Genomic DNA, 25,140 nt, shown 5'->3' with positions numbered 1-25,140 from the left:
ACTGCACTTCCTCTATGAAGGCGGCAGTTGCCTGGGCTATTCCCGACCCGGTCCGGCCTGGGCGGTGCATCCGAAAATGTGACATTTCGCGAGAATTCATCCCCCGCCTGACATGCTCCTGACATCAAGCCGCGCTAGGATGGCGCGGCGATCCGTGTGCCCGCTTCATACGGTAAGCGCTACAGTATCGACGTGCAGAGGAGACCCGATGGAATGCGAAATCAAGCTGGCGCTCGACAGCGCCAGCGTCAACCAGATCAAGAAAATCCCGCTCCTGCGCGCGCAAGATGGCGCCAGGCCGGAACAGCGCGAACATGTCGACCGCTACTTCGACAGCGCCGACTTCACGCTGTGGCAGCACGGCTTCGCACTGCGCGTGCGCAGCGAAGGCACGCGCCACGTGCAGACGCTCAAGGGAGGCGGCACGGTGGTCGCCGGTCTGCACCGGCGCGTCGAGCTGGAAGAAGAGGTGAGCGCCGAGGAGCCGGATCGCGCCGTGTTCGCGCGCCAGCTGCGCGAAGCCCTGCCGGCGCTGGCCAAACAGCTCGGCAAGCATGACCTGGCACTGGAGCCGGTGTTCGTCAACAAGGTCAAGCGCACCGCCTGGGTGCTGGCGCTGGCCGATGACTTGAAGGTCGAGTGCGCGCTCGACACCGGCGAACTGCAGCGCGGCGAGCGCACGCTGCCGGTGCGCGAGCTCGAACTCGAAATGCAGGAAGGCGATCCGGCCCGTCTGTACGATCTGGCGCGCCAGGTGCACGAAGCGGTGCCGGTGCGGATCGAGAACGTCAGCAAGGCCGAGCGCGGCTATGCGATGGCCGGTGCGGTGGCGCCGCGCGCCGTCAAGGCCACCCCGGTCACGCTCAGGCGCAAGGCCAGCATGGGCGAGGCCCTGGCCGGCATCCTGCGCAACTGTCTCGAACAGATGCAGGCCAACGAACAGGGCGTGCTGGCGGGCGAGGTCGAGAGCCTGCACCAGATGCGCGTCGGCTTGCGGCGCCTGCGCGCGGCCATGGCGATGGTCAAGGACCTGGTGCAGCTGCCGGCGCCGCTGGCGGACGATGTCGAATGGCTGGCGGGCGAACTCGGCGACGCCCGCAACTGGGACGTCTTCATCGAATCGCTGCTGCCCGGCCTGCCGGTGCCGGACGAGCACAAGCCGGCGCTGGCGCGGGTCGAGGTGGCCGCGCGCGAAGAAGCCGAGCGGCACCGCGCCCGCGTGCGGTCCGCGGTCGGCAGCCCGCGCTATACAAGCTTGATGCTGGGCCTGGGCGCCTGGATTGCCGGGCAGGGATGGCAGCAGGCAGGCCAGCCTGCGCCGGAACTGGCGCAGAAGGTGGGCAAGACCGCGCCAGGCCTGGTCAGGCATGCCGCCGCGCGTGTGCGCAAGCGCGCCCGCGGCATCGACCTGCAGCATCCCGAAACCTTGCACAAGGTGCGCATCGCGGCCAAGAAGGAACGCTATGCGCGCGAGTTCTTCGCGGCCCTCAGCCACGGCAAGAAGGAAGTGCGGCGCCACGACATGCTGACTGGGATGCAGGACGAACTGGGCCTGCTGAACGACAGCGTGGTCGCGCGCGAACTGGTCGGCCAGCTCCGCGACCGCGTGCCGCAGGAGCTGGCGCTGCTCGGCTTCATCGAAGGCGTGTTGGCCGCGCGTGCCTTCGAGGCCTTGCCGCGCGCGGGCAAGCATGTGCGGCGCAAGCTGCGGGCGCGGGCGGCTTTTTAGGCGCTCTTCACGGCTAAAAATTCGCCTTTGCCTACCGGGACCAAGCTGGTCGTGAATGCCGCATCGGCCTGCACCGCCTCGGTGAAGGCCGCCATCTCGTCCGCATGCGAGCTGGCGTTGTCGACCACCAGCAGGCCGCCCGCGCGCAGGATGCGTTTCAGGTCCGGCCACCAGGCCAGGTAGGCGCTGCGCTGGGAATCGAGGAAGACCAGGTCGAAGTCGCCGTCGCCGAACTGCTGCAAGTGCTGGCCGGCGTCGCCTTCGCGTTGGGTGATGCGGTTTTCCAGGCCGGCGCGTTCGAAGTTCTCTCTGGCCATCGCGATCTTCTGCGGCGACATCTCGATCGTCGTGACATCGCCGTCGATGCCGGCGACGGCGTCCGCCAGCCACAGCGTCGAGTAGCCGTTCGAGGTGCCGATTTCGAGAATGCGGCGGGCCGACATCGCCTTGACCAGCACGGCCAGGAATGCGCCGGTGTCGGGCGTGATGTTGAGCATGCGCGTGGCGCGGTTGGCGTCGTCGCCGTCGTGGGCGTCGCCGAAAGCCGCCAGGTCGGCGAGCAGGGTGTGCAGCTTGGTGTCCAAAGTGTCCTCCTTGAGCGGCTTATCTTGCCACACGAGAGAACGCCTTGCTGAATTGGTGCCGGTATGTTTCCCGACCGCCGGCGCCGGTAGGGCAGCTGGGCTGCCGTGCTCTTTTCCCCAGGAGCGAGGCGTATTCTGGCGCCGGATTGTGACGGGCGTTTGACGCCTTGCCCTTTAAATCTTTTCCGCCTGGCAAAAAAGTCCGATAATCGGTGTTTTCGCGGCCCTGTCCGCCGCGTCCGTCCAGGAGAACTCTGTGCAAGACCAGCCTCACGACCACGCGCTGCCGGAAGCCGGCCAGCCCGCCAATCCTTCGCGCCGCAAGATCTTCCAGGCCGCCGCCGCGGTCGGCCTGTCGAGCACCCTGCCGGCCGCCAGCGAAGCGGCGCCCGCTGTCCCCAAGGCCGCCAAAGCCGCCAAGGGTTCGCTCGACGCCAAGCTCAAGGAACACGTCAAGAACGTGGTCGTGATCTACCTCGAGAACCGCAGCTTCAACAACCTGTTCGCCGACTTCCCCGGCCTGGCCCAGCCGCTCGCCGATGTGCCGGCGCAAGCCGCCGCGCAGAAGGACCGCGACGGCAGCGTGCTGCCGGAACTGCCGAAGATCTGGGGCGGCATGGTGCCGGCGCGCCAGAACCTGGGCGGCAAGGATTACCTGATCAAGGAAGACGAGATCCAGCACCTGCCGAACGCGCCCTTCAAGCTGAGCGATGCGCAGGGCAAGCCGCTGCCGGAAGGCCTGGTCACGCGCGACCTGGTGCACAACTTCTACCACAACCAGATGCAGATCAACGGCGGCAAGAACGACGGCTTCGTCGCCTGGGGCGACAGCGGCGCGCTGGTGATGGGCCGCTATGGCGAGACGGCGAAGAACCTGGGCCTGTACCAGATCGCGCGCGAGTTCACGCTGTGCGACAACTTCTTCATGGCGGCTTTCGGCGGCTCCTACCTGAACCACCAGTTCCTGATTTCCGGCCGCACGCCGGAATTCTTCAACGCCGCCGAGACCCCGGCCAAAAAGAAGATCGCCGTGCTGGAAGACGGTCCGCAGGGCACGCGCCTGGCGGTGGCGCCGGACTCGCCGAAGTCGGCGCTGGAGGGCAAGCCGAAGTTCGTCAACCACGGCGCCATCACGCCGGACGGCTACGCGGTCAACACCATGGCCCCGCCTTACCAGCCGAGCTGGGTGCGCCCGGCGCCGGGCGGCGATGCGTCCATGGCCGACCCGCAGGACCCGTCGGTGCTGCCGCCGCAGACCTACAACACCATCGGCGACCTGCTGTCCGCGAAGGGCGTCGACTGGGCCTGGTACGGCGGCGCCTGGCAGGCGGCGCTGGACGGCCGCGGCGAAGGTTCGCGTCCGAACTTCCAGCACCACCACCAGCCCTTCAATTACTTCAAGCAGTTTGCGCCGGGCAGCGCCGCGCGCGATCAGCACATCCGCGACGGCGGCCTGGGCGACAGCCCGATCTCGAACAAGTTCATCGCCGACGTCGTCGCCGGCCGCCTGCCGCCGGTCAGCTTCTACAAGCCGCAGGGCAACCTGAACCTGCATGCCGGCTACTCGGACATCGAGTCGGGCGACGCCCACGTGGCCAACGTCATCGAGCACCTCAAGAAGTCGCCGCAGTGGCACAACATGGTGGTCGTGATCACCTTCGACGAGAACGGCGGCTGGTGGGACCACGTGGCACCGCCCAAGGGCGACCGCTGGGGCCCGGGCTCGCGCATTCCGGCGATCGTGGTGTCGCCGTTCGCGAAGAAGGGCGCGGTCGACCACAACTTCTACGACACGACCTCGATCCTGCGTTTCATCACCCGCCTGCACGGCCTGCCGCTGCTGGAAGGCCTGGCCACGCGCAATGCCGCCTTCGAGGCGCGCGGTGCCCGTCCGCCGGGCGATCTGACCGCCACGCTCAGCTTCCGCTGAGCGCAACTGTATCCCCGGAAGCGGCCCTCGAGGCCGCTTTTTTTTGCGAAAAATTTCCTGGTGGCTAACGCGCGCTGTACGGCAAAACACGGCGATACACTCTGTGCCTACCGTTGTCATTTGAACACGGCCCCTATTGACCATATGAGATCAGGAGAACGATATGCAGAAGAATAAAACCTTGAAAGGGCTGCTGGCTGTATCGGCTGTGGCCGCCATGTTCAGCACCTTCGGCGTCCAGGCCCAAACCTCGGTGAGCTCGAGCCCGTCCCAGACCGGCACCAGCAGCACCAACCCGAACCAGGCCGGCAAGACGACCAAGGAAGGGACGATGGACAACACCAACAGCACCGGCATGGAAAACCGCGGCAACGCCTCGGGCATGAGCGCCACCGGTGCCAGCGCTTCGGGCCAGAGCGGCGCCAGCGGCGCAGCCGGCGCCAGCGCTTCCAGCGCCAAGCTGAGCAGCGGCGACGAAAAAGCCCTGAAAGACATGGCCATGTCCGACATGGCTGAAGTCGCCACCGGCAAGCTGGCCCAGAGCAAAGGCCAGAGCGCCGAGGTGAAAGCCTTCGGCCAGCAGATGATCGACGACCACGGCGCCGCCCTGACCAAGGTGCAGGCCGTTGCGCAAGCCAAGGGCGTGACCCTGCCGACCGACCTGGACGCCAAGCACAAGGCCATGTCGGCCAAGCTCGAGAAGCTGAGCGGCGCCGAGTTCGACAAGGTCTACATGGCCCAGGCCGGCGTGAAGGACCACACCGACACCCACAAGAAGCTGGTTGCCGATGCCAAGAAGATCAAGGATCCGGACGTGAAAGCCCTGGCCGACCAGCACATGCCGGTGGTCGAGCAGCACCTGAAGTCGGCCCAGCAGATGCACTCGGCCAAGTCGGGTACCGCTGCAGGCAAGTAATTCCCGGTCTCAGCCTGCGAACGCCGTTCCCGCGCATGCGGGGCGGCGTTTTTCTTTGGGTCGCGCTAATTCGTTTTCCACTTGCCCTCGAGGCGTCCGATGGCGATCTCGATGCCGACCGTCGCGCGCACCAGCTTGTCGATGAAGTCGCGCGGCGCATCGTCGACCGACCAGGCGTGGCCATGCCGGTCTTCCTGGTGGCGTGTGGCGCGGCGCATGTGGGCCAGCAGCCATTCCCTGTCGTCGATGACGCGCAGGCGCCCGTGTGCGTGCACGACGGCGTAGTTCCAGGTCGGCACCGTGCGGCCGCCGATGGCCTGTAAATCCTGCAGCGCCGGCGAGACATAACCGGACGGCCCCTGGAAGATCGCCAGCATTGCCGCGCCGTCCTGGCGCCACAGCGGATTGGCGCGCGCCACGTGGGCGCGCAGCAGGCCACGCGGCGCATCGGCGCAGGCCGGCGCCAGTTCGAAGGGAATGTGGTCGGCGGTGAAACCGTCGCCGTCCGGCCGCACCAGCGCGCCCAGCGGGTGGGCATCGATCAGGCTGTGCAGCACGTCCAGGCGTTCTTCCCTGGTGTGGGCAGGCATGTACATCCGGCGTTTCCCTCCATCACGGATCGAATGTGTTCATGGCGTCCATCATAGGCGGGCAAGTGGCTTGTCGAAATAACCAATAAAGACGAAGATGGGCGTACCAATTCCGGATTCAGGAGCCATGCACGTCCACGACATCCTTGCCGCCATCCCGCTCGAGCGCAGCGCCGCCACGCCGCTGTTCCGCCAGCTCTACCTGCAGATGAAGGATGCGATCCTGGCCGGCGAGATCGCACCCTCGGCGCGCCTGCCGGCCACGCGCGAACTGGGCCGGCTGCTGCGGGTGTCGCGCCAGACGGTGCTGGCGGCCTACGAGCAGCTGATGGCCGAGGGCTACCTGGCGGGGGCGGTGGGGAAGGGGACCTTCGTCAGCGATTCGCTGCCGGCGGCATCCAGGGGCAAGGCGTCTGCAGCGGCGGCCCCGGCGCTGCTACGCCCGCTCTCGGCACGCGGCGAAGCGATGGCGTCGGCGATGGCGCGCGTGCGCCACCACGATGGGCCGCTCCGTACCTTCCGCATCAGCATGCCGGGCCTGGACCTGTTTCCCTTCGAGGTCTGGCGCAAACTCGAGGCGCGCCACTGGCGCCGCCGCCAGGTCCCGTTGGGCTATGGCGGCGCGGCCGGCCATGCGCCGCTGCGCGAACTGCTGTGCGCCTACCTGCAGGCCTCGCGCGGGGTACGCTGCACGCCCGAACAGATCGTCATCACCACCGGCTCGCAGCAGGCGCTGTACCTGCTGGCGCAATTGCTGCTGGCGCCGGGCGAGGGCGTGTGGCTGGAATCGCCCGGCTACCAGGGAGCGCTGGCGCCGTTCGCGGTTGCCGGCGCCCGGATCTGCCCGGTGCCGGTCGACGCCGAGGGCATGGATGTGGCCTATGCCGCGGCGCGCTACCCGGACGCGCGCATGGCCTTCGCCACGCCTTCGCACCAGCTGCCGCTGGGCGTGACCATGAGCCTCGCCAGGCGCCTGGAACTGCTGCGCTGGGCGCAGGCGCAACGCGCCTGGATCGTCGAGGACGACTACGACAGCGAGTACCGCTACACCGGCCCGCCGCTGGCCTCGCTGCAGGGCCTGGACCGCACCGGTTGCGTGATCTATGTCGGCACCCTGTCGAAGGTGCTGTTTCCGGGCCTGCGCCTGGGTTATATCGTGGCCCCGCCCGCGCTGGCCGAACCGCTGGCGCGCGCCAAGTCCGTGGTCGACCGCCACAGCCCCATCATGCCGCAGGCGGTGCTGGCCGATTTCATCCAGGAAGGCCACTTCGCGCGCCACATCCGGCGCACCCGCGATGCCTATGGCGAGCGCCGCATCGCCATGCTGGAGGCGATTGCCGCGCGCATGGATGGGGTGCTGGCCTGCGGCCCGTCCGACGCGGGCCTGGATTTGTGCGTGGGCGTCACAAATGGCTTGAGCGAGGCCGAAGCGCTTGCTCGCGCGGGAGAAGGCGGCGTCGAGGTGCGGCCGCTGGCCTATTACACGAATCCGGCTGCCGGTCCGGATTGCGCGGTGCCGCCTGGGCTGTTGCTGGGTTTTTCGGCCTTTACGCCGGAGCAGATCCGCGCCGGCATCGGGCGCCTGGAGGAGGCTATTTGCTCAGTAAATAGGCGCTGATATCCAGCGCATCGCGCTCGGTCACGCCCATGTTCGGCATCGCCGAACGCGGCTCGATGGCTTGCGGGTTGCGGATCCAGGCCATCAGATTGTCCTGGGTCGGCGCCAGCTTGCCGGCGATGACGGGGCGCCGCGCCAGGCCGTCCAGCGGGCGGCCGACGTCGACATCGGAACCGGTCACGCCCGGCACCTTGTGGCAGGACTGGCAGGCGTACTGGGCCAGGATCTTCTTGCCGCGGCCCGCGTCGCCGCGCAGCACCGCGCCGCCGGTGGCGTTGGTGGCGGTGACGGCCGAGGTCTGGGCATTGTCCGTTGCCGGGGTCACGGCGGCGGCCGTCATCGCGCGGTAGGCGCTTGCATCGAGCTTGGGCAGGCGGTTCAGGAAGGCCACCACCGCCCAGGTATCGGGTTCGTTCAAACGCGCTTCCCAGGCCGGCATGCCGCTCATCTTGATGCCGTGGCGGGTGATCCAGTACAGCTCGCGCGGCTTCCAGCGCTCGGCGGCATCGACCAGCGGTCCCGGCACCGGCTGCATGCTCTGGCCATGCGCCGAGGGCGCGAAGCCCGGGCCGCCATGGCATTGGGCGCAGTGCTCGCGGTACAGGGCGCCGCCGCGCAGAACCTGGCCGGTATCGCCGAGGCTGGGCACGACGACCGTCTTCGCATGGTGGCGCACCGAGTTGTGCATGGCCTGTTCCAGCACGGTGTAGGTGAGTTGCAGGTGCTGGGTGTTGGCGCCGATGTTGTACCAGCCGACCTGGTAGACCGTGTAGCCGGCGGCCGCGCCGATGCCGCCTGCGGCGAGCAGGGTGTAGATGGCGGTCTTGAGGATCAATCGGGTGCGATCGGAGGCCATGGATTCGCTAGACGTATCGTGTTAAAAAAAATGCATCGTTTCCGGTATTATAAAAGTCATCCGCCCAAGCGGCCCGATGTGTGATTTCAACCGTGTGGCCCGCCGTGATGCCGATCCTGTGATGCCGATCCTGTGACTTCGATCTTATGACTTCGATCCCGTGATGCCGATACTGTCCGATCCCCTCCGCCAGACTGTCCGCGCCGCCCTGGTGGCTGGTCTGAGCGCCGCCCTGTGCATGGCCCTGCTGGCCGGCTGCGGCGGCAAACCCAAGGAAAAACAGGTGCCGGGCGGCGACGCCAAGCTCGGCAAGCAGCTGGTGACCCAATACCAGTGCGGGGCCTGCCACAAGATTTCCGATGTGCGCGGCGCCGCCGGCGAGGTGGGCCCAAGCCTGGACGGCTTCGGGAAGCTGAGCTATATCGCGACCATCATCCCCAACCAGCCGGACCAGCTGATCGCCTGGCTGGTCAATCCGCCGGCCATGAAGCCCGGCACGGCGATGCCGGCCATGGGCCTGACGGAACAGGAGGCGCGCCACATGGCGGCCTACCTCTACACGCTGCGCTCGCCCAAATGAGCCGGATGCCCACAAGCAGCGAGCCCCTGCAATCGGTGCTGCACCCAGCCGGTGCCGACGCCGAGATCATCGGCCAGTTCGCCTGGGTGCTGTTCGGCGCCGGCCTGCTGATCTTCCTGGCCGTGATGGCGCTGCTGGGGCTCAGCCTGCGCCGTCACGCGGCGCCGCTGCGGCCCGGCCTGTGGATCGCCGGCGGCGGCATCGCGCTGCCGGTGCTGCTGCTGACCGGCCTGCTGGGCTGGAGCACCTGGCGCAGCGCCCAGCTGGTGCCGCAGGGCTCGGCGCAGTTGGCCGGCAATGCGCCGGCGATTTCCGTCACTGCCCGCATGTGGTGGTGGGAAGTCCGCTACCACGACCCGGCCAGCGGCCGCGAGATCGTCACCGCCAACGAGATCCGCATCCCGGTCGGGCGCACGGTCTACCTGGGCCTGAACGCGGCCGACGTGATCCACAGCCTGTGGGTGCCGGCGCTGGCGGGCAAGCGCGACATGATCCCGGGCCGCGTGACCGGCCTGACCCTGCGCGCCGACAAACCCGGCGTCTACCGCGGCCAGTGCGCCGAATATTGCGGCACCCAGCATGCGCACATGGCGCTGCACGTAGTGGCGCTGGCGCCGGCCGAATTCGAGGCCTGGCTGCAAAACCAGGCCCAACCCGCCCGTACACCCGAGGCGGCGCTGCCGCTGCGCGGACGCGACGTGTTCTTCGAGCAGCGCTGCCAGAACTGCCACACGATCCGCGGCGTCGTTGCCAGCAACAGCCTGGGGCCGGACCTGACCCACGTCGGCAGCCGCCTGCAGATCGGCGCCGGCCTGCTGCGCACCCACAGCGGCACGCTGGCCGGCTGGATCGCCGACCCGCAAGCCCTGAAACCCGGCGTGTTCATGCCCGCCGCGTCGGGCATCGACGGCGAATCGCTGCGCGCGCTGGCGGCCTATCTCGAGCATTTGCAATGACGACGACCAGTACCCCCAAACCCACTCTCAACCCCGCGCCGCGGCCCGACGGCGAACTCGAAAAGCTGGAAGCGGTCTGGCGCACGCAAAGCGGCTGGCGCTTCTTCTCGTCGGTGAACAACACGAACATCGGCCTGCTGTACATCGCCACGGCCTTGCTGTTCTTCGTGCTGGCCGGCGTGCTGGGCCTCCTGATCCGCCTGCAGCTGGCGGTGCCCGACAACCACCTGCTCGGTGCCGAAACCTACAACCAGGTCTTCACCATGCACGGCACGGTGATGATGTTCCTGTTCGCGATTCCGGTGGTCGAGGCGATCGGCGTCTACCTGCTGCCCAACATGCTGGGCGCGCGCGATCTGCCTTTCCCGCGCCTGTCCGCCTATGCCTACTGGGCCTATGCCTTCGGCGGCCTGGCCTTCTTCTGCACGCTGTTCGTCGGCCTTGCGCCGGACGGCGGCTGGTTCATGTACCCGCCGCTGACCGGCACCAGGTATTCGCCCGGCCTGAACGCCGACTTCTGGCTGCTGGGGATCGGCTTCATCGAGATCTCGGCGATTGCCGGCGCCATCGAACTGATCGTCGGCATCCTGTTTACGCGCGCGCCCGGCATGACGCTCGGCCGCATGCCGGTGTACGCCTGGGCGATGCTGGTGGTGGCGCTGATGATCGTGTTCGCTTTCCCGGCGGTGATCGCCGGTACCGCGCTGCTGGAACTGGAGCGCGCCTTCGACTGGCCCTTCTTCATCGCCGAGCGCGGCGGCGACCCGCTGCTGTGGCAGCACCTGTTCTGGTTCTTCGGCCACCCCGAGGTCTACATCATCTTCCTGCCCGCCGCCGGCATGGTCTCGACCATGATCCCGACCATCGCCGGAACAAAGCTGGTCGGACGGCGCGCCATCATCGCGGCCCTGCTGGGCGTGAGCGTGTTCAGCTTCGGCCTGTGGGCGCACCACATGTTCACCGCCGGCCTGGGCGTGCTGGAGATGAGTTTCGTGTCCGCGGCCAGCATGGCGGTGGCGGTGCCGACCGCGATCCAGGTGTTCGGCTGGATCGCCACGCTGTGGAAGGGCAAGGTGACCTGGAACGCGCCGACCCTGTTCCTGCTCGGCTTCATGTTCATCTTCGTGCTGGGCGGGCTGACCGGCGTGATGGTCGCGGTGATTCCCTTCGACTGGCAGGTGCACGACACCTATTTCATCGTCGCCCATTTCCACTACGTGCTGATCGGCGGGATGGTGTTCCCGGTGTTCGCCGCGATGTATTACTGGCTGCCGCTGGTGAACGGCAACCGCCTGTCGGAAGCATGGGCGCGCTGGGTGTTCGGGCTGATGTTCGCCGGCTTTAACATCGCCTTCTTCCCGATGCACATCACCGGCCTGCTGGGCATGCCGCGCCGCGTCTACACCTACGCGTCGGAGATGGGCTGGGACGGTCTGAACCTGCTGTCCACCGTGGGCGCCTTCATGTTCGCGCTCGGGGTGGTGCTGTTCGCGATCGATGCCTTCCGTACCTTACGCCGGCCCGAACGCGCGGTCGGCAATCCGTGGAATGCGGCGACGCTGGAGTGGCTGCCGTCCGAGGACTACGGCAACCGCAGCATCGTGCGTGTCGCCTCCAATAATCCGCTGTGGGATCAGCCGGAACTGGCACGCGAAGTGGAGGAGGGCAGGCACTACCTGCCCCATACCGCCACCGGGCGCCGCGAGACCATCGCCACCAGCCCGATCGCGGCGGAACCGCGCTACCTGCTGGTGCTGCCCGGCGACAGCTGGCTGCCGCTGATCGGCGCCTTCGGCACCTCGGCCTTCTTCCTGCTGCTGACGGTCAAGCTGTACCCGCTGGCCTGGCTCTGCGCCGCGCTGGCGGTGGGCTCGGTGCTGGCCTGGACCTGGGGCGCGGACCGTCCGCCGCCCGAAGAGCAGGTCGAAGCGGCGGCTGGCGAATACCTGCCGGTCGGCGCGCGCGGCGCGGCGTCGCATTCCTGGTGGGCCACCATCATCATGCTGGTGGTGGACGCCAGCATCTTCGCGTCCTTCGCCTTCGCCTACGTGCACGTGTCGATGCGGCTGATGGTGTGCCCGCCGCCGGGCGCGGAACTGCCGCCGCTGGCGCAGGCGCTGACGTCCTGCGGCCTGCTGGTGCTGGGTTCCGGGCTGGTGTGGCTGGCCAAGCGCGGTCTCGACAAGAAGGGTCATGCGCGCCGGCTGCCATGGCTGGTGCTGGCGGCGCTGGCTTGCGCACTGGCTTCCTTCGCGCTCGACCTGCAGGGCTGGCGTGCCGGTCTCGCGCCGAGCGAGACCGCGTGGGCGGCGGCGGTGGCGGCGCTGGCCAGCTACCAGGGCCTGCACATCGTGCTGCTGCTGATACTCGCGCCCTACCTGGCGCTGCGGGCCTGGCGCGGCCTCCTGGGCCGGCGCAGCCGCGCCACGCTCGACAACATCGCCCTGGTCTGGCACTACACGACCTTGCAGGGCATCGCGGCGGTGGCGATGGTGCGGCTGATGCCGCTGCTGATGGAGTGAAGATGGGAACCGACGCGCACAAGGAAGGGTTCTGGAAGCGTGTGCTGTGGGCCACGCTGCCGCTGCTGGTGTGGATCGCCCACTTCGCCTTCAATTACGGACTGGCGGCGGCGCAGTGCACGCCGGCCGGCATGCGGCCCGGCGGCCCGGACCGGCTGCTGCTGGCCGCTGCGACGCTGACCGCATTCAGCATTTGCGCGCTGCTGGTCTGGCGCGCCTGCCATGTCCTGCGCCGGGACGGCCGGGCGACGGGACTGGCCAGCCATGCGGCGCTCTTGATGGCGGTCCTGGCCCTGATCGCCATCGCCTGGGGCGGCATGCCGCTGCTGCTGGTGGCCGGCTGCGCCTGATCAGTCCAGTTCGACGCCGATCCTGACTGCCCAGCGGTCCGAGGCCCGGGTGGTGCCGTGGCCGAGCGCAAGGCTCATCTGCTGGCCGGCGATCTTCGTGTCCCAGGTCAGATAAGCCGTTTCATTGCGTTGGCTGCGCGCGGCGAAATCGCCGATCTTGCCGGCGTCGAGATGGTATTCGAGGCCAAGGCTGTTGGCATCGTCGAGCTGGTAGGCCACCTTGGCCTTGGGCGCGAAGTCCCAGCTTTTGTCCTCGCCCTCCGAGCTGTAGCCCAGGCCAGGATTGGCGATCAGGTGCACCCGGCCGACGCGATAGCCCAGGATGGGAAAGGCTTCGAGGACGAAGGCGCGTTCCTCGCCAGGCTGCCTGATGCTGCCGGCTTCGATCTCGGCGCCCCAGTAAAACCCCTGCGCGCGGCGCGGCGCCAGGTATTTCAGCTCCGCATAGGCGCCGTGGCCATGCCAGTTGCCGTCCACCCGGCTCACTGGGACCTTGATGCCGATATTCAGGTTGTCGCCGACGCCGTAGGCCAGTTCGCCCACGGCCTGCCACAGCGTGCGGCCGGCGAAGTCGCTTTGACGCGCCGTCCGCGACCAGCGCGCCGCCAGCTCGGTGGCCAGTTCGCCGCGCTGGGCCAGGTCGTCGCCGTAGACGACATCGATGTCGCTGTCGGCCAGGGCGGGCAGGGCAAGAGTACCCAGCAGGGCAGTCACAACAAAGGCCGGCAGGACACGCATGGGCTTCCCCAGGCTTGAAAACTCAAGTATGCGGCCGCTGCGCCCGGCCGGCAAGCAGCTCAGCGTGGCCGGCCTTGGCGCCGGCGGCGGCGCAGCAGCAGGCCGGCGCCTGCCAGGCTGGTCAGCCACAGGCTGCCGGGTTCGGGCACCGCCTGCTCCTTGGTTGGCGGGGGCACGGTCGGGAGACCGTCCGGACGCAGGCTCTGCGGCGGCAGTTCGCTGCCGTCCGCGATGAGGGGGCTGCCGTTTCCAGTGCCGGTGCTGCCGGTGCCGCCGGTGCCAGGACCGCCGGTGCCGCCGCCGCTCGCGCCAGGGCTGCCGCCGGCGGCGGGTGCTGGGTCGCCCGTCGGGGAAATGCCGGGCGCGGGATCGCCGGCCACACCGCTGCCGCCGCTGTCGCTGCCATGGGCGATGCCGGGCGCAGCGGCGTCGCCGGGCGCGCCACCGGTGCTGGCCGTCAGGCCGCCCAGGACCGAAACCGGCCCGGCCGCGCTGCTGGACAAGCCGCCGATGTTGTTCCAGCCGGGATTGTTAAAGACGGTACCGGTCTGGCTGGCGCCGGACTGGCTCTGGGTGGCCGTCAGCAAGCCGGCGCCGTTCGCAAAGGATTGCAGCGCAAACTGGCGGCCCTCGCCGGCGTCGGCTTCCGGATCGTAGGCGACCTGGCGCAGCGCGCCGTCGGTCTGTTCGACCGGGGTGTCGAGTTCCTCCTCGCTGGGCCCCCTGGCCTCGACCGGCAACTGGGGCGTATCGGCGATGCGGTTGCCGCAGCGCGCCCGGATATCGTGCTGGCCGTCGGACAGCAGGGTTTCGCCGGCGGCCAGCATCATCTTCTTCGAGGTCCAGTACACCTGCTCGCCCTTGCGGTAGGACACGTAGACCGCGCGCGGCTTGTCGACGCTGCGCAGCCTGGCCTTGTGCACGGCGAAGCCGGCGTAATGCGCGGCCACCACTTTGTCGGTCTTCACGGTTTGCACGAGCTCTGCGCGGCCCTGCAGCCCGCCGGGAACGATCGAATACGGATAGACGCGCCGCGCCGCTGGCGGCGAGGGCTGGTCGGCCGCGCGCACGACGCCCTGTGCCGCCGGCCTGGCCAGCACGGCGGCCAAGGCTACCTGGTCGACTTCCTTCTCGTCCGGCTGCAGCAACACCAGCGCCCACGCCGAGGCGGCCAGCACGGTCGCGACGACCAGGCGCTTTTGCAGGCGCGCCTGTCGCATGCTGCGCCGGAGATAGGCCTTGCGGATGTCCATGACGAGGGTTGAAGTAGGAGAGATCCTACAATTATCGCCGAGCCATGTCAAAATCTACATTTTTTTAGGAAACTTTTATTTCATTGTAGATATTTCGCGACAGCTAAGGGAGGACGGTCCAGCATTCAGCGCCGCGACATACAGGCGTATACTGTCGCCATGAACCCGACCCGCTGCACCTGGGCCAACATGGCCAATCCGCGCTACATCGCCTACCACGACCACGAGTGGGGCGTGCCCTGTCATGACGAGACCACCCTGTTCGAGATGCTGAACCTGGAAGGGGCACAGGCCGGGCTGTCGTGGGAGACCATCCTGAACAAGCGCGACAGCTATCGCGCCGCCTTCGACGGCTGGGACGCGGAAAAAATCGCGCGCTACGACGATGCCAGGGTGGCCGAGCTGCTGGCCAATCCCGGCATCGTGCGCAATCGCCTGAAGGTCGCGGCCGCGATCACGAATGCCAAGGCTTACCTGGCGATGCGCGAACAGGGGCTGACGCTGAACCAGTACCTGTGGTCCTTCGTCGACCACCAGCCCATCGTCAACGACTGGCCGGATGGCGCACGCCCGGCGCGCACCGAACTGTCCGACCGCATCTCGAAGGACCTCGGCAAGCGCGGCTTCAAGTTCGTCGGCTCGACCATCGTCTACGCCTACATGCAGGGGATCGGCATGGTGGACGACCACGACCGCGGCTGCATCTGCCGCCAACGCACCTCCGCGGGCTGACCATGGACATCCGTGCCGCATGGCGCGACCAGGCGCGCTATACCGTCTTCGACAGCGATTACGGCGACGGTGCCGGGTTCCGGATCCTGGCCGACGTCTGGCGCACCGACCCGCAGCGCTCGCCGCACCTGCACGCGATCGCCCTGAACACGCGGCCAGGGCCCGACTTGCTGCCGGGCTTTCACCGCATGCCGCAGGCCGAACCCGGCATCACGCTGGACCTGCTCAGCGCGCCCATCGATGCCGCCCTGGCCCAGCTGACGGCGCGGGTCGACCTGTTCCGCCTGCACGGCCTGCAGGAAGCCGGCGCCGGCTTCGCGCGCGCGCTGGCACGGGTGGCCGCGCCCCAGGCCCGCCTGCTGGCCCACGGCCTGACGCCCGAGCAGATCGGGGCGCTGGAAGCCCAGGGCTTCGTGTTCGAACCCTGCGCGGATGGCGATCGAGGCGCTGACAAGCAATGCGCGCGCTTCGCCAGCCGCAAGCCGCGCCCGCCCACGCCGCCGCTGCCGGAACGGCGCGCCATCGTGCTCGGTGCCGGCATTGCCGGTTCCGCCGCCTGCGAGCGCCTGTGTGCGCGCGGCTGGGAGGTGACCCTGGTCGAGCGCCACGAACGCCCGGCGATGGAAGCATCCGGCAACCGCGCCGGCATCTTCATGCCTTTGGTATCCAGGGACGACAACATCCCGACCCGCCTGACCCGCGCTGCCTACCTGTTCGCACTGCGCCACTGGGAGCGCCTGGGCGGCATCGGACCGGGCCGCGCGATCGAGGGCCAGGCCTGCGGCGTGCTGCAGCTGGCGCGCGATGCCGGCCACGCCGAGGTGCAGCGGGCGATCGCGGCCGGGGGCGCGTTGCCCGCCGAATTTGCCGAATGGCTCGAGGCGCCGCAGGCGGAAAGCCTGCTCGGCCTGCCGGCGCCCGATGGCGGCTGGCTGTTCCGCCAGGGCGGCTGGGCGCGGCCCGGCAGCGTGTGCGAGGCGATGCTGGCAGCCTGCGGTGGCCGGCTGCAGCAGCGCTTCGGCGTCGGCAGCGTGCGCATTGCCTGGCAGGACGGCCAATGGTCGGTCCACGACCAGCATGGCGCCGAGCTGGCGCGCGCGCCGACCCTGATCCTGGCCAACGGCGCTGGCGCCAGACAGGTGCCGCAGGCGGCGCCGCTGCCGCTGACGGCGATGCGCGGCCAGGTCAGCCACCTGCCCGCCAGCATGCTGCCGGCCTTGCCGCTGGTGCTGTGCCGCGAAGCCTATGTAACGCCGCCCTCGCACGGCCTGGTCAGCGCCGGCGCCACCTACGACGTCGACGACAATGCCGAACTGTCGCCGGCCAGCCACGAGGAAAACCTGCAGCGCCTGCGCAGCCTGCTGTCCGATCCCCAGGCGGCGCAGGGCGCACCGCTGGCAGGGCGGGTGGGCTTCCGCTGCATCGCCCCGGATCGCTTGCCGCTGGTGGGCCGGCTGCCGGACTTCGACGCGGCCGGCGCTACCGAACGCCTGCGCGACGTGCCGCGCCATCCCGGTTTGTACGGCTTGCTGGGTTATGCCTCGCGCGGGCTGATCTGGGCCGGCTGGGCTGCCGAATTGCTGGCCGCCCAGCTCGAGGGCGAGCCGTTGCCGCTGGAATCGGCGCTGGTCGATGCCCTCGACCCGGCCCGCTTCGTGTTGCGCGCACGCCGCACCAGCCGCGGCCCTCAGACAGCCGATAATTGATTTCTTGTAAGCAATTCCAGCGACTAAAGGTATAATTAACGTCCAGCAACATTTCACATATGAAAGGTTGAGATGGACGACCTATTGGCCGACACGCCTCCCGATACGCCCAACACCCAGGACCTGTTCCTGTTTCTTGCCTCGACCGCGCACGACATGAAGAACTCGCTCAGCGTCCTGTCGGGCACGCTGGAACGATTGCTGGTCGCGCAGTCGGCGCTGCCTGCGCCGAAGCGCGAATCGGCCTATCCGGAAATGGCGCACATGCTGTACCAGACCAAGCGCCTGAACGACAACCTGATGCAGTTGCTGGCCCTGTACAAGCAGGTCGGCCAGCCCGACTATCCCTTCGACCTGCAGCCGGTCGCGCTGGGGCAGCTGGTCGAGCAGGTGGTATCGATCGGACGCGTGCTGCTGCAGTCGCGCGGCATCCGGCTGGAACTCGCCTATGATCCCGACCTGATCTGGCACCTCGACGAAGACCTGGTCGTCGGCGTGCTCTCGCATGCGATCAACAACGCCATCCACTACACCTGCAACACGGTGCGCCTGGCGATCCACGAGTCCGATGGCTGGCTCGAGCTGCGTGTCGAAGACAATGGCCCCGGCTATCCGCCGGCGCTGCTGAAGGCCGGCGCGATCGCCACGCGCGAGGCGGCGGGCGGCGTCAATTTCCTGACCAACAGCGCCGGCCTGGGCCTGTACTTTTCCAGCAAGGTCGCGAAGATGCACCAGCACCGTGGCCACACCGGCACCCTGCGTCTCGAGAATGGAGGGGCATATGGCGGCGGCTGTTTCATCCTGAGGTTGCCATGAGCGCGGTCGAGGAAATCGATTGGGCCGACAAGAACTACCTGGTGGTCGACGATTTCGTCGGCATCCGCCAGCTGCTGCGCGAAAGCCTGCGCAGCCTGGGCGCCCGCAACATCGACCAGGCATCGAGCGGCGGCGAGGCGATGGGACTGCTGTCCCGCGTGCGCTATGACGTCGTGCTGTGCGACTACAACCTGGGCGAGGGCAAGAACGGCCAGCAGGTGCTGGAAGAGGCGCGCGTGCGCAACCTGGTCAACCCGAGCACCGTGTGGCTGATGGTGTCGGCCGAGAAGAGCGTCGAGTCGGTGATGGGCGCGGCCGAGCACCAGCCGGACGCCTACCTGATCAAGCCGATTACCGAGGGCGTGCTGCTGACCCGCCTGAACCGCGTGTGGCACAAGAAGCAGGTGTTCCGCATGATCGACCAGGCCTGTGCCGAGAAGGACTACCTGCGCGCGGCCCGCCTCTGCGATGCGCGCATCGGCAGCGACAAGCTGCACGAACTCGACCTGCTGCGCATGAAGGCCAGGCTGATGGAGCGAAGCGGACAGCCGGCCAAGGCGCGCGAAGTCTACGAGCAGGTGCTGGAGCAGCGCGAATACCAGTGGGCGCGCGCCGGCCTGGCCAAGATCCGCATGGCGAACGGCGAGTTCGAACAGGCGCGCCAGATGTTCCAGAGCGTGATCGCCGAAAACAAGTACTACATCGACGCCTACGACCAATTGGCCGCCGCCTACCAGAACATGGGCAAGATGGAAGAGGCGGGCGCGATTCTGGAACGCGCCGCGAAACTCTCGCCGAATTCCGTGCCGCGCCAGCGCAACCTGGGGAACATCGCCCTCAAACTGGGCAATGTGCAGATGGCCGAGAAGGCCTTCCGCAAGTGCATCGCGATCGGCGAGTACTCGATCATGAAGACCCCGGATGCCTACCTGGGCCTGGCGCGCGTGTGCGGCCAGAAGAACGATCCGAAGGAGGCGCTGCAGCTGTTATTGACGGCGCAGCGCGAGTTCGCGCACGAGCACCCCGACATCCAGCTGCGCGCCAAGATCACCGAAGGCCTGGTTTACCACGAGAGCGGCGACTACCGGCGCGCGCGCAAGGCCGGCGACGAGCTCGAGGCGATGCTGCAGGCGAGCGCAGAGCGTCCCGACACCGCCACCTGCCTGGAGCTGGCGACCCTGCTGTTCGCAGTCGGCGTGAAGGACGCGCCGGCCGAGCTGCTGTGCTACGTGATCCGCAACAACCACGACAATCCGCTGCTGCTGGACGAGGTGCAGCAGATCTTCGAGAAGGCGCGCATGGGGGAGGAGGGCATGGCCTATATCCGCAGCGCGAAGAAGGAAGCGGCGGACCTGATGAACCAGGGCGTGCTGCTGTGGAAGACCGGCAAGCTGGCCGAGGCCGTGGAATGGATGCGCAATGCGCGCAAGGCGGTGCCGAACAACCAGCGCATCCTGTTCAATGCGGCCCAGATCATGGTCTCGCACATGCAGCAGCACGGCCACGACGAGGCGCTGTGGGCCGAAGCCTGCGAGGTACTGCACCACGTCGACCACCTGCTGCCGGGGCAGCAGCGCTTTGCGCAGTTGATGGAGCAGTTGGCGCAGTTGCAGCCGGCGGAAGAAGTGGCGTAGGGTGGGCACACCGTGCCCACGCATGATGTCACGCTAAGGTCCGCGTGGGCTCGGAGAGCCCACCCTACGTCTTGTCAGCCTTCGGCTTGCCGCCCCGCGCCCGGCCATTGCCATTCGGCTGCGCGTCGGCCTGGGGCGCAGCGTCCGCCTGCGGTGGCGTAGCCGCAGCCGCTGCCTCGGCCGGTGGCGCCGCCTTGGCCGCCCCATCCGCCGGTGTCATCGCCGTTGCTACTGCCTGCGTGAACTGGTCCTGAAGCATATTCCACCAAGCCATTGCGGCCGGCATGCCCATGGCGGCGGCCGGGTCCGCTGCGCCGCCCTGGGCCGACGATGGCGCCGATGCCTGATCAGAAGACGGCGCGCCGGGCTGGGCCGATCCGCCGCCGCTGTTTCCACCAGCCGCGCCGGCAGCCGGGCTGGCCGGCGCCGCGCCTGGAGGCTGACCGAAGAAGCTTCCGAAGGGCATGGCCGCGATTTTCTCGGCGCTCACGCCCGACTGGCGCATGGCCTCGGCCATCGAAGCGCCCATTGCCGTCAGGCTGGCCAGCGTGGCGCGCTGGACTTCCATGGTCTGGATGGTCCCGCGCAGCATGCTGAGGTTGATGTTCAGCCAGGATTCGACGGCCTTCAGGTCGGCGATGCGCTTGTCGAGGTCTTCGGCCGACATCGGCGGCGCGCTCATGCCGGACAGGTTCGTGCCCGGAAGGTTCATCGAACCCCACAGGTTCTTGACGAAGTCCAGCGTGTCCGTCATCCCGGGCATGTTGGCGGCAGGTGGTTTCAGCATCATGGTCTCCTGTTGTCGGTCTCACACAAGGCTAACAGATAACGCATGGCCCTCATAGACGGTACACTAGCCGGATGAGCCCCGCTATCGCCTCGAATCGCCGCCGGAAAATCGTGCTGGGTGCGCTCACGGTCCTGCTGCACCTGCTCGTGCTGGACTGGTTCAGCAGCCAGCTCGGCAAGCCGCGCGAGGCGCCTGCGCAGGGCGAGGTCCCACCGCTGGAAGCACGGCTGCTGAGGACGCCCGAACCGCAGCCGGTCGCGCCGGCGCAACCGGTACCCTTGCCGCAGCCTCGACTTGCGCCGCCGCCCTTGCCGCAGCTGCCGCCGGAACCGGTGGAGCTGGCACAGGCGGAGCCGGACGGCCCGGTAGCCGATGGCGCCGGCGAGGGCGCCCTTACACCCGAAGCCGGGCCCGCCCCGGCAGGGACCGAGGCTGCCGGGCAGGGGCGCGCCGCCATTGCCGCGGCCGACGTACAATCGTCCCAGACCGGCGCGCAGGCGCAGGCGCAGCAGGCTGCGGAACCCGCGATTAAGCCCGAGGCCAAGCCCGCCGTCGAAGCGCGCCGCTACAAGGTCGACCTGCCGCCCGCCGCCGACATCAAGCTCGACGTCGCCCGTACCGATGCCAACGGCACGCGCTGGAGCGGCGATGCGCTGCTGTCGTGGACGCTGACGCCGACCTCGTACAAGATCCGCGTCGAAGCCGGCATCACGGTCGTGTTCGCGCACGTGAACCTGCTGACGGTGACCAGCGAAGGCACGGTCGGCGACGAAGGTTTCATGCCGAGCCTGATGACGGAAAAGCGGCGCGGGCGTTCGATGACGGCCACCCACTTCAACCGCAAGGATGGCCGGCTCAGTTTTTCGGCCTCGCAAGCGACTTACCCGCTGGTGTGGGGTGCCCAGGACAAGGCCAGCCTGCCGCTGCAGCTGACGGCGATCGCGCGCGGCGATCCGCAGCAGTTGTCGGGCAATATCGACATCCTTGTCGGCGAAGACCGCGATGCCAGCGTTTTCAGCTTCGTGGTGCTGGGCCAGGAACAAATCGACACGGCCATGGGCAAGATCGCCACCTGGCACCTGGCGCGTCCGCCCAAGCCCGGCTCGTACAACTCGCGCCTGGACCTGTGGCTGGCGCCCGACTACGGCTGGATGCCGGTGCAGATCCGCAACCTGGAGGCGAGCGGGGCAGTGACGACCCAGACCGTGAACAATATCGTAATGAAGAATTCAGGAAGCTGATATGAACAAGATGTGGAAACTGGCCGGCGCTGCGGGTCTGAGCACCCTGCTGGCGGCGATGGCGGCACCGATGGCGGCACCCGCGGCGGCGGCGGACGAGCACCCGTCGCAGCTGCGCCCCTTCAACCTGCCGCCTTCGGCCGATCTGGCCTACTCGATCAGCGCCAAGCAGCGCGGCTTCACCCTGAACGGCGACGCCACCCTGAGCTGGCGCCAGGGCGACGGCAAGTACACGATCAACACCGAGTCGCGCGTGGCCCTGCTGGGCAAGCTGACCGAGAACCGCAGCCAGGGCACGATCGACAGCTACGGCCTGGCCCCGAACGAGTACTACGACAAGCGCTTCCGCAAGGACCCGGTCACAGCGAACTTCGACCGCGAAGCCAAGACCATCGCCTTCAGCGACGGCAAGAAGAGCTACCCGATCAAGGGCGGCGAGCAGGACCGGGTGTCGATTTCCTGGCAGCTGGTCGGGCTGGCACGCGCCGGCAAGGACAAGTTCAAGCCGGGCTCGGAATGGGATTTCTTCGTGGTCGGCCCGCACGACGCCGACCCCTGGACCTTCCGCGTGATCGGCCGCGAAAAGGTGACGGCCGGTGCCGCCATCGGCACCGTCGACACCATCCACGTGCTGCGCGAACCGCCGCCGGGCTCGAAGGACCAGACCCTCGACATCTGGCTGGCGCCTTCGCTGGACTGGTACCCGGTCAAGCTGCGCTTCGTCGACAATGAGCGCGACTTCGTCGAGCAGACGCTGGAAAAGATCACCAAGCGCTAACCGTCATTCCCGCGGAGGCGGGAATCCAAGTTCGGCTACTCCTGCACACCCGGATCGTCCGGCGAGTCATTCTCCCAGTGCAGGGTCATCTCCTTGGCGCCATTGCCCAGCTTGACCGTGCGCTTGAAGGTCTTGCCCTCGGCCGCCGCGCTGATGCGGTAAGTCCCCGGCGGCAGCTTGGCGAAGAACATCGGACCGGTATTTGCCACGCTCAGCACGCTGGCGCCCTTGGCGTCGGCGATGTCGAGCTGGACGTCGGAGCGGTAGGCGCCGGTCTGCTTGGTGGCGAAGGTCAGCTGCAGGTTGTAATCGGCCTTCAGGGCGCGCATCGCGTTCTGTTCGTCCTGGCCGACGCCGCCGTTGATGTATGCGACGCCGTTCTGTTCTTTCGGCTGGGCAGCGAAAACGGCGGGGCTCAGGCCGGCCGTCAAGGCCAGTGCCAGGGCCGCATTCACGAGTGTCCGGTGCATGGCATTCCTCCTCTTATTTGATGTAAATATCGCAAGATCCATTATCCGGCGACAGAAAAAGGAAGGGCGCGCGGCTGAGCGGGGATTTGTGACTGGGCGTCACAAATATTGTTGCTTATTAGCCAGATGTGCAGCCCGCATTTATTAGTTGCCTGACCTTAACTGTTATACTGACGCCCCCGCGCCCGCCGCCCTGGCCGCCGCGAGCGTTAGAAAACCGGCAACTGGTAAGCCTTACGATGATCGACAACCTGGCAGGCGCCGCCGCCGCCGACCTCCACTCCATAGCGCAAGAAGACATCGATCCGCTGCAGGCCCACTTCCACGAGGGAGTGGCGCCGGACGAGATCGAGCAGGTCTATCACCTCAAGCGCGCCCAGCCCATGCTGCAGGCGTTCACCGCCCTGTTCCACGGTTCGCAGGACGGCGTGATCGTGCGTCTGCTGGTGCTGCGCGAGCTGGCCGCCGAAACCGGCGAATCGGCTTTTTCGCGCGCCGACATCAACACCAAGTTCGCCTACATGATTCCGGAGAGCCTGGAGACGGTGCTGGGCCGCCTGCGTTCGCACGGCCTGCTGGCCTGGGACAACCCGGCGGCCGTGTACCGCATCACGCCGCTGGCGAGGAACGTGCTGGCCGCGCTCGACACGCTGCTGGCGTTGGGCCGTCCGGAAGAAGACGAAGCCGAGATGGGCTTCCTGCTGTCGCAGGTGGCCGGTGCGCAGGCGGTGGGCGGCGTCACGGTCGAGCAGCTCAAGCACCTGCTGGGCCGCCTGGTCGAGCTGCACGAGGAATTCCGCGACGCCATCGCCTCCGGTTCCGAGTTCCGCCTGCGCGCCTCGCAGGCGAAGTGGCACATGGCATGCGACTGGGTCGAGAAGGGCTCGGCGATCCTGCGCGCGATCACCTCCGACGAGCGCGCGGATTCCGCGACCCACAAGGCGGCGCAGGCGATCGGCCGCGCCCAGTCCTCGCTGCTGAACATGCAGGGCATGTTCTCGCGCGCCCTGAACCAGATCGAGCGCCAGCGCGTGCACCTGGGCCAGTCCGGCCTGTCGACCACCGACATCAAGCGCTGGCTGCTGGCGCACGACGACCTTGCCGGCCTGGCCGAAGGCGCGATCGAGCGGCCGGTGCTGCCGCTGTTCGTCACGCCGGCCGAGATGATCGACGTCGCCGAGACCGAGCTGCTGGCGGAGCGTGCGGTCAACGTCGCCCCGGGCGGCCTGCCGAGCGGCGAAGACGCGCCGCTGACCATCAACGACAACCCGGCGATGCAGGCGGAACTCGACGACTGGATCAAGCGCCTGGCGGACTTCGCCAACCTCGACAACTTCCCCGCTGTGGCCGAGGGCGCGCCGAAGACGGTGGCGATCCAGGATTCGCTGCTGCCGGCCAGCTTCGCGGTGGCGTCCTACCGCGCCTCGCTGCTGCCGCTGCTGGGCGACCCCGCCGAGGCCAGCCTGCAGGGCCCGACCGCCGAACTGGCGCGCCTGCCGGTGGCCTTCTCGTCCGAGGACGAAATGGTCCAGCTGGACGATCCGCATGTGATGGCGATGTCGCGCGCCACCCTCTCCCGCATCGAAGACATTGAATTAGATTTGGACAGCAACGATGAATGATGACGCACAGATCCTGATCGCGCGCCTGCTCACGCACCAGACCCTGCGCCGCGACGACAAGATGGTCAAGCGGGCGCTGTCCGACGACACCTTCCGCGCCGAGATCGACAAGCGCCTGCTGGAATCCGGCCTGAAGCTGATCGACAACGTCTATGCCGACCACGTCACGCTGGCCCTGCACCGCAACGTCGAGCCGAAGATCTTCGGTGCCAAGGACATCTGGCAGAACAATAACTTCGGCCTCACGCGCGACGGCGTGGCGCTGCTGGTGGTGCTGTGGGCGCAGATCATCCTGCCCAAGCGCCAGCGCCAGGAAACCCACCAGGCGATCGACGTCGACCAGTCGGACATGTTCGACAAGGACAACCCGATTCCGCGCGCCGAAGACACCTCGATCGGCATCTCCTACACCGCGCTGCTGGCCGACTTCGGCGACAAGCTGGGCAAGAAGACCCGCATGGACATGAACCTGGGCCAGCTGTCCAAGCTCGGCTTCATCGAGCGCCGCGGCGACGTGATCCTGGAAGGCCCGCTGCTCGACCTGCTGATGGACACCGACCTGCTGAAGGAGCGCATCATCAACGGCGCCCTGGCCGAGGTGTTCAAGCGCGCGCCGATCGCCGCGGTGCGCCGCGTCGTCAGCGAAGCGGCCAACGATGCGGAGCCCGCCGTGGCCGAAGCACCGGTCGAAGCACCCGCTGAAGCCGCCCCCGAATCCCAGGAGTAAAG

23 protein-coding genes are annotated in these 25,140 nt (G+C 67.8%); 16 read left to right on the top strand and 7 right to left on the bottom strand.

Annotated elements, in window-relative coordinates; translation table 11 throughout:
• Positions 1-208: 208 nt before the first annotated feature.
• Complete coding sequence (locus tag NX782_RS02460) at positions 209-1,729, top strand: CYTH and CHAD domain-containing protein (protein WP_258843910.1); 1,521 nt, start codon at positions 209-211, stop codon at positions 1,727-1,729.
• On the opposite strand, the gene NX782_RS02455 is transcribed toward NX782_RS02460, so the two are convergent.
• The gene (locus tag NX782_RS02455; RefSeq protein ID WP_258843909.1) at positions 1,726-2,313 is read right to left on the bottom strand and encodes an O-methyltransferase; all 588 of its coding nucleotides are present in this window, start codon (positions 2,311-2,313) and stop codon (positions 1,726-1,728) included. The genes NX782_RS02460 and NX782_RS02455 overlap by 4 nt on opposite strands.
• Positions 2,314-2,569: 256 nt before the next feature.
• Here NX782_RS02455 and NX782_RS02450 point away from each other — a divergent pair, with 256 nt between their 5' ends.
• Positions 2,570-4,243 (top strand): acid phosphatase, encoded by a 1,674-nt coding sequence (locus NX782_RS02450; protein ID WP_258843908.1) that lies wholly within the window; start codon positions 2,570-2,572, stop codon positions 4,241-4,243.
• A gap of 163 nt (positions 4,244-4,406) precedes the next feature.
• Positions 4,407-5,159: a DUF4142 domain-containing protein gene (locus NX782_RS02445; RefSeq protein ID WP_258843907.1), complete on the top strand. Its 753-nt coding sequence runs from the start codon at positions 4,407-4,409 to the stop codon at positions 5,157-5,159.
• Positions 5,160-5,224: 65 nt separating this feature from the next.
• On the opposite strand, the gene NX782_RS02440 is transcribed toward NX782_RS02445, so the two are convergent.
• Positions 5,225-5,755: an FMN-binding negative transcriptional regulator gene (locus NX782_RS02440; RefSeq protein WP_258843906.1), complete on the bottom strand. Its 531-nt coding sequence runs from the start codon at positions 5,753-5,755 to the stop codon at positions 5,225-5,227.
• 121 nt (positions 5,756-5,876) lie between these two features.
• Between NX782_RS02440 and pdxR the strand changes: the two genes are divergently transcribed.
• A complete protein-coding gene (gene pdxR, locus NX782_RS02435; protein ID WP_258843905.1) occupies positions 5,877-7,367 on the top strand; it encodes a MocR-like pyridoxine biosynthesis transcription factor PdxR in 1,491 nt (496 codons plus the stop codon).
• On the opposite strand, the gene NX782_RS02430 is transcribed toward pdxR, so the two are convergent.
• A complete protein-coding gene (locus tag NX782_RS02430) occupies positions 7,342-8,223 on the bottom strand; it encodes a c-type cytochrome (RefSeq protein ID WP_258843904.1) in 882 nt (293 codons plus the stop codon). The genes pdxR and NX782_RS02430 overlap by 26 nt on opposite strands.
• Before the next feature lie 163 nt (positions 8,224-8,386).
• Between NX782_RS02430 and NX782_RS02425 the strand changes: the two genes are divergently transcribed.
• From NX782_RS02425 to NX782_RS02410, 4 genes are read left to right on the top strand one after another with little or no spacing between them, the layout of a single operon-like run.
• A complete protein-coding gene (locus NX782_RS02425; RefSeq protein ID WP_258843903.1) occupies positions 8,387-8,803 on the top strand; it encodes a c-type cytochrome in 417 nt (138 codons plus the stop codon).
• Between the two features lie 5 nt (positions 8,804-8,808).
• Entirely contained in the window at positions 8,809-9,759 is a 951-nt protein-coding gene (locus tag NX782_RS02420) for a cytochrome c oxidase subunit II (protein ID WP_258843902.1), read from the top strand.
• Entirely contained in the window at positions 9,756-12,281 is a 2,526-nt protein-coding gene (gene ctaD / locus NX782_RS02415; RefSeq protein WP_258843901.1) for a cytochrome c oxidase subunit I, read from the top strand. The genes NX782_RS02420 and ctaD overlap by 4 nt, the downstream gene beginning before the upstream one ends.
• A 2-nt stretch (positions 12,282-12,283) precedes the next feature.
• A complete protein-coding gene (locus tag NX782_RS02410) occupies positions 12,284-12,631 on the top strand; it encodes a hypothetical protein (protein WP_258843900.1) in 348 nt (115 codons plus the stop codon).
• Here NX782_RS02410 and NX782_RS02405 read toward each other — a convergent pair whose 3' ends face one another.
• A complete protein-coding gene (locus NX782_RS02405; protein WP_258843899.1) occupies positions 12,632-13,369 on the bottom strand; it encodes a hypothetical protein in 738 nt (245 codons plus the stop codon).
• 59 nt (positions 13,370-13,428) lie between these two features.
• Positions 13,429-14,622: a PEP-CTERM sorting domain-containing protein gene (locus NX782_RS02400; RefSeq protein WP_258843898.1), complete on the bottom strand. Its 1,194-nt coding sequence runs from the start codon at positions 14,620-14,622 to the stop codon at positions 13,429-13,431.
• A gap of 159 nt (positions 14,623-14,781) precedes the next feature.
• Here NX782_RS02400 and NX782_RS02395 point away from each other — a divergent pair, with 159 nt between their 5' ends.
• The 4 genes from NX782_RS02395 (at position 14,782) to NX782_RS02380 (ending at position 19,510) form a co-directional block, all read left to right on the top strand.
• On the top strand, positions 14,782-15,354 hold the full coding sequence (locus NX782_RS02395; RefSeq protein WP_258843897.1) for a DNA-3-methyladenine glycosylase I: 573 nt from the start codon (positions 14,782-14,784) through the stop codon (positions 15,352-15,354).
• Positions 15,355-15,356: 2 nt separating this feature from the next.
• On the top strand, positions 15,357-17,060 hold the full coding sequence (mnmC1, locus tag NX782_RS02390; RefSeq protein WP_258843896.1) for an FAD-dependent 5-carboxymethylaminomethyl-2-thiouridine(34) oxidoreductase MnmC1: 1,704 nt from the start codon (positions 15,357-15,359) through the stop codon (positions 17,058-17,060).
• A gap of 72 nt (positions 17,061-17,132) precedes the next feature.
• On the top strand, positions 17,133-17,876 hold the full coding sequence (locus NX782_RS02385; RefSeq protein WP_258843895.1) for a sensor histidine kinase: 744 nt from the start codon (positions 17,133-17,135) through the stop codon (positions 17,874-17,876).
• Positions 17,873-19,510 carry a tetratricopeptide repeat-containing response regulator gene (locus NX782_RS02380; protein WP_258843894.1) on the top strand — a complete coding sequence of 546 codons (1,638 nt, stop codon included), beginning with the start codon at positions 17,873-17,875 and terminating at the stop codon, positions 19,508-19,510. The genes NX782_RS02385 and NX782_RS02380 overlap by 4 nt, the downstream gene beginning before the upstream one ends.
• A gap of 64 nt (positions 19,511-19,574) precedes the next feature.
• On the opposite strand, the gene NX782_RS02375 is transcribed toward NX782_RS02380, so the two are convergent.
• On the bottom strand, positions 19,575-20,297 hold the full coding sequence (locus tag NX782_RS02375; RefSeq protein WP_258843893.1) for a PhaM family polyhydroxyalkanoate granule multifunctional regulatory protein: 723 nt from the start codon (positions 20,295-20,297) through the stop codon (positions 19,575-19,577).
• 74 nt (positions 20,298-20,371) lie between these two features.
• Here NX782_RS02375 and NX782_RS02370 point away from each other — a divergent pair, with 74 nt between their 5' ends.
• Together NX782_RS02370 and NX782_RS02365 are read left to right on the top strand one after the other, a co-directional pair.
• Positions 20,372-21,541, top strand: a complete 1,170-nt coding sequence (locus NX782_RS02370; RefSeq protein ID WP_258843892.1) for a DUF3108 domain-containing protein — start codon at positions 20,372-20,374, stop codon at positions 21,539-21,541.
• 1 nt (position 21,542) lies between these two features.
• On the top strand, positions 21,543-22,319 hold the full coding sequence (locus NX782_RS02365; protein WP_258843891.1) for a DUF3108 domain-containing protein: 777 nt from the start codon (positions 21,543-21,545) through the stop codon (positions 22,317-22,319).
• 35 nt (positions 22,320-22,354) lie between these two features.
• Here NX782_RS02365 and NX782_RS02360 read toward each other — a convergent pair whose 3' ends face one another.
• On the bottom strand, positions 22,355-22,789 hold the full coding sequence (locus tag NX782_RS02360; protein ID WP_258843890.1) for a hypothetical protein: 435 nt from the start codon (positions 22,787-22,789) through the stop codon (positions 22,355-22,357).
• Between the two features lie 239 nt (positions 22,790-23,028).
• On the opposite strand from NX782_RS02360, the gene NX782_RS02355 reads away from it, so the two are divergent.
• Positions 23,029-24,411, top strand: a complete 1,383-nt coding sequence (locus NX782_RS02355) for a hypothetical protein (RefSeq protein WP_258843889.1) — start codon at positions 23,029-23,031, stop codon at positions 24,409-24,411.
• Positions 24,404-25,138 carry a hypothetical protein gene (locus NX782_RS02350; protein WP_258843888.1) on the top strand — a complete coding sequence of 245 codons (735 nt, stop codon included), beginning with the start codon at positions 24,404-24,406 and terminating at the stop codon, positions 25,136-25,138. The genes NX782_RS02355 and NX782_RS02350 overlap by 8 nt, the downstream gene beginning before the upstream one ends.
• Positions 25,139-25,140: the final 2 nt, after the last annotated feature.

Origin of the sequence: Massilia norwichensis (genome assembly GCF_024753245.1) — a bacterium.
In the GTDB taxonomy this organism is placed as follows: Bacteria; Pseudomonadota; Gammaproteobacteria; order Burkholderiales; family Burkholderiaceae_D; genus Telluria; species Telluria norwichensis.
The sequence above is the reverse complement of the archived record's forward strand: the minus strand, read 5'-3'. Positions and strand labels throughout refer to the sequence as shown.

What these genes read in the sequence shown, in the direction of transcription:
- NX782_RS02395 (WP_258843897.1), top strand. Translation starts at nt 14,782, where the DNA reads ATGAACCCGACCCGCTGCACCTGGGCCAACATGGCCAATCCGCGCTAC.
- NX782_RS02430 (WP_258843904.1), bottom strand. Translation starts at nt 8,223, where the DNA reads ATGGCCTCCGATCGCACCCGATTGATCCTCAAGACCGCCATCTACACC.
- NX782_RS02405 (WP_258843899.1), bottom strand. Translation starts at nt 13,369, where the DNA reads ATGCGTGTCCTGCCGGCCTTTGTTGTGACTGCCCTGCTGGGTACTCTT.
- pdxR (WP_258843905.1), top strand. Translation starts at nt 5,877, where the DNA reads ATGCACGTCCACGACATCCTTGCCGCCATCCCGCTCGAGCGCAGCGCC.
- mnmC1 (WP_258843896.1), top strand. Translation starts at nt 15,357, where the DNA reads ATGGACATCCGTGCCGCATGGCGCGACCAGGCGCGCTATACCGTCTTC.
- NX782_RS02425 (WP_258843903.1), top strand. Translation starts at nt 8,387, where the DNA reads ATGCCGATACTGTCCGATCCCCTCCGCCAGACTGTCCGCGCCGCCCTG.
- NX782_RS02440 (WP_258843906.1), bottom strand. Translation starts at nt 5,755, where the DNA reads ATGTACATGCCTGCCCACACCAGGGAAGAACGCCTGGACGTGCTGCAC.
- NX782_RS02365 (WP_258843891.1), top strand. Translation starts at nt 21,543, where the DNA reads ATGAACAAGATGTGGAAACTGGCCGGCGCTGCGGGTCTGAGCACCCTG.
- NX782_RS02375 (WP_258843893.1), bottom strand. Translation starts at nt 20,297, where the DNA reads ATGCTGAAACCACCTGCCGCCAACATGCCCGGGATGACGGACACGCTG.
- NX782_RS02350 (WP_258843888.1), top strand. Translation starts at nt 24,404, where the DNA reads ATGAATGATGACGCACAGATCCTGATCGCGCGCCTGCTCACGCACCAG.
- NX782_RS02420 (WP_258843902.1), top strand. Translation starts at nt 8,809, where the DNA reads ATGCCCACAAGCAGCGAGCCCCTGCAATCGGTGCTGCACCCAGCCGGT.
- NX782_RS02355 (WP_258843889.1), top strand. Translation starts at nt 23,029, where the DNA reads ATGATCGACAACCTGGCAGGCGCCGCCGCCGCCGACCTCCACTCCATA.
- ctaD (WP_258843901.1), top strand. Translation starts at nt 9,756, where the DNA reads ATGACGACGACCAGTACCCCCAAACCCACTCTCAACCCCGCGCCGCGG.
- NX782_RS02360 (WP_258843890.1), bottom strand. Translation starts at nt 22,789, where the DNA reads ATGCACCGGACACTCGTGAATGCGGCCCTGGCACTGGCCTTGACGGCC.
- NX782_RS02445 (WP_258843907.1), top strand. Translation starts at nt 4,407, where the DNA reads ATGCAGAAGAATAAAACCTTGAAAGGGCTGCTGGCTGTATCGGCTGTG.
- NX782_RS02370 (WP_258843892.1), top strand. Translation starts at nt 20,372, where the DNA reads ATGAGCCCCGCTATCGCCTCGAATCGCCGCCGGAAAATCGTGCTGGGT.
- NX782_RS02380 (WP_258843894.1), top strand. Translation starts at nt 17,873, where the DNA reads ATGAGCGCGGTCGAGGAAATCGATTGGGCCGACAAGAACTACCTGGTG.
- NX782_RS02460 (WP_258843910.1), top strand. Translation starts at nt 209, where the DNA reads ATGGAATGCGAAATCAAGCTGGCGCTCGACAGCGCCAGCGTCAACCAG.
- NX782_RS02400 (WP_258843898.1), bottom strand. Translation starts at nt 14,622, where the DNA reads ATGGACATCCGCAAGGCCTATCTCCGGCGCAGCATGCGACAGGCGCGC.
- NX782_RS02410 (WP_258843900.1), top strand. Translation starts at nt 12,284, where the DNA reads ATGGGAACCGACGCGCACAAGGAAGGGTTCTGGAAGCGTGTGCTGTGG.
- NX782_RS02385 (WP_258843895.1), top strand. Translation starts at nt 17,133, where the DNA reads ATGGACGACCTATTGGCCGACACGCCTCCCGATACGCCCAACACCCAG.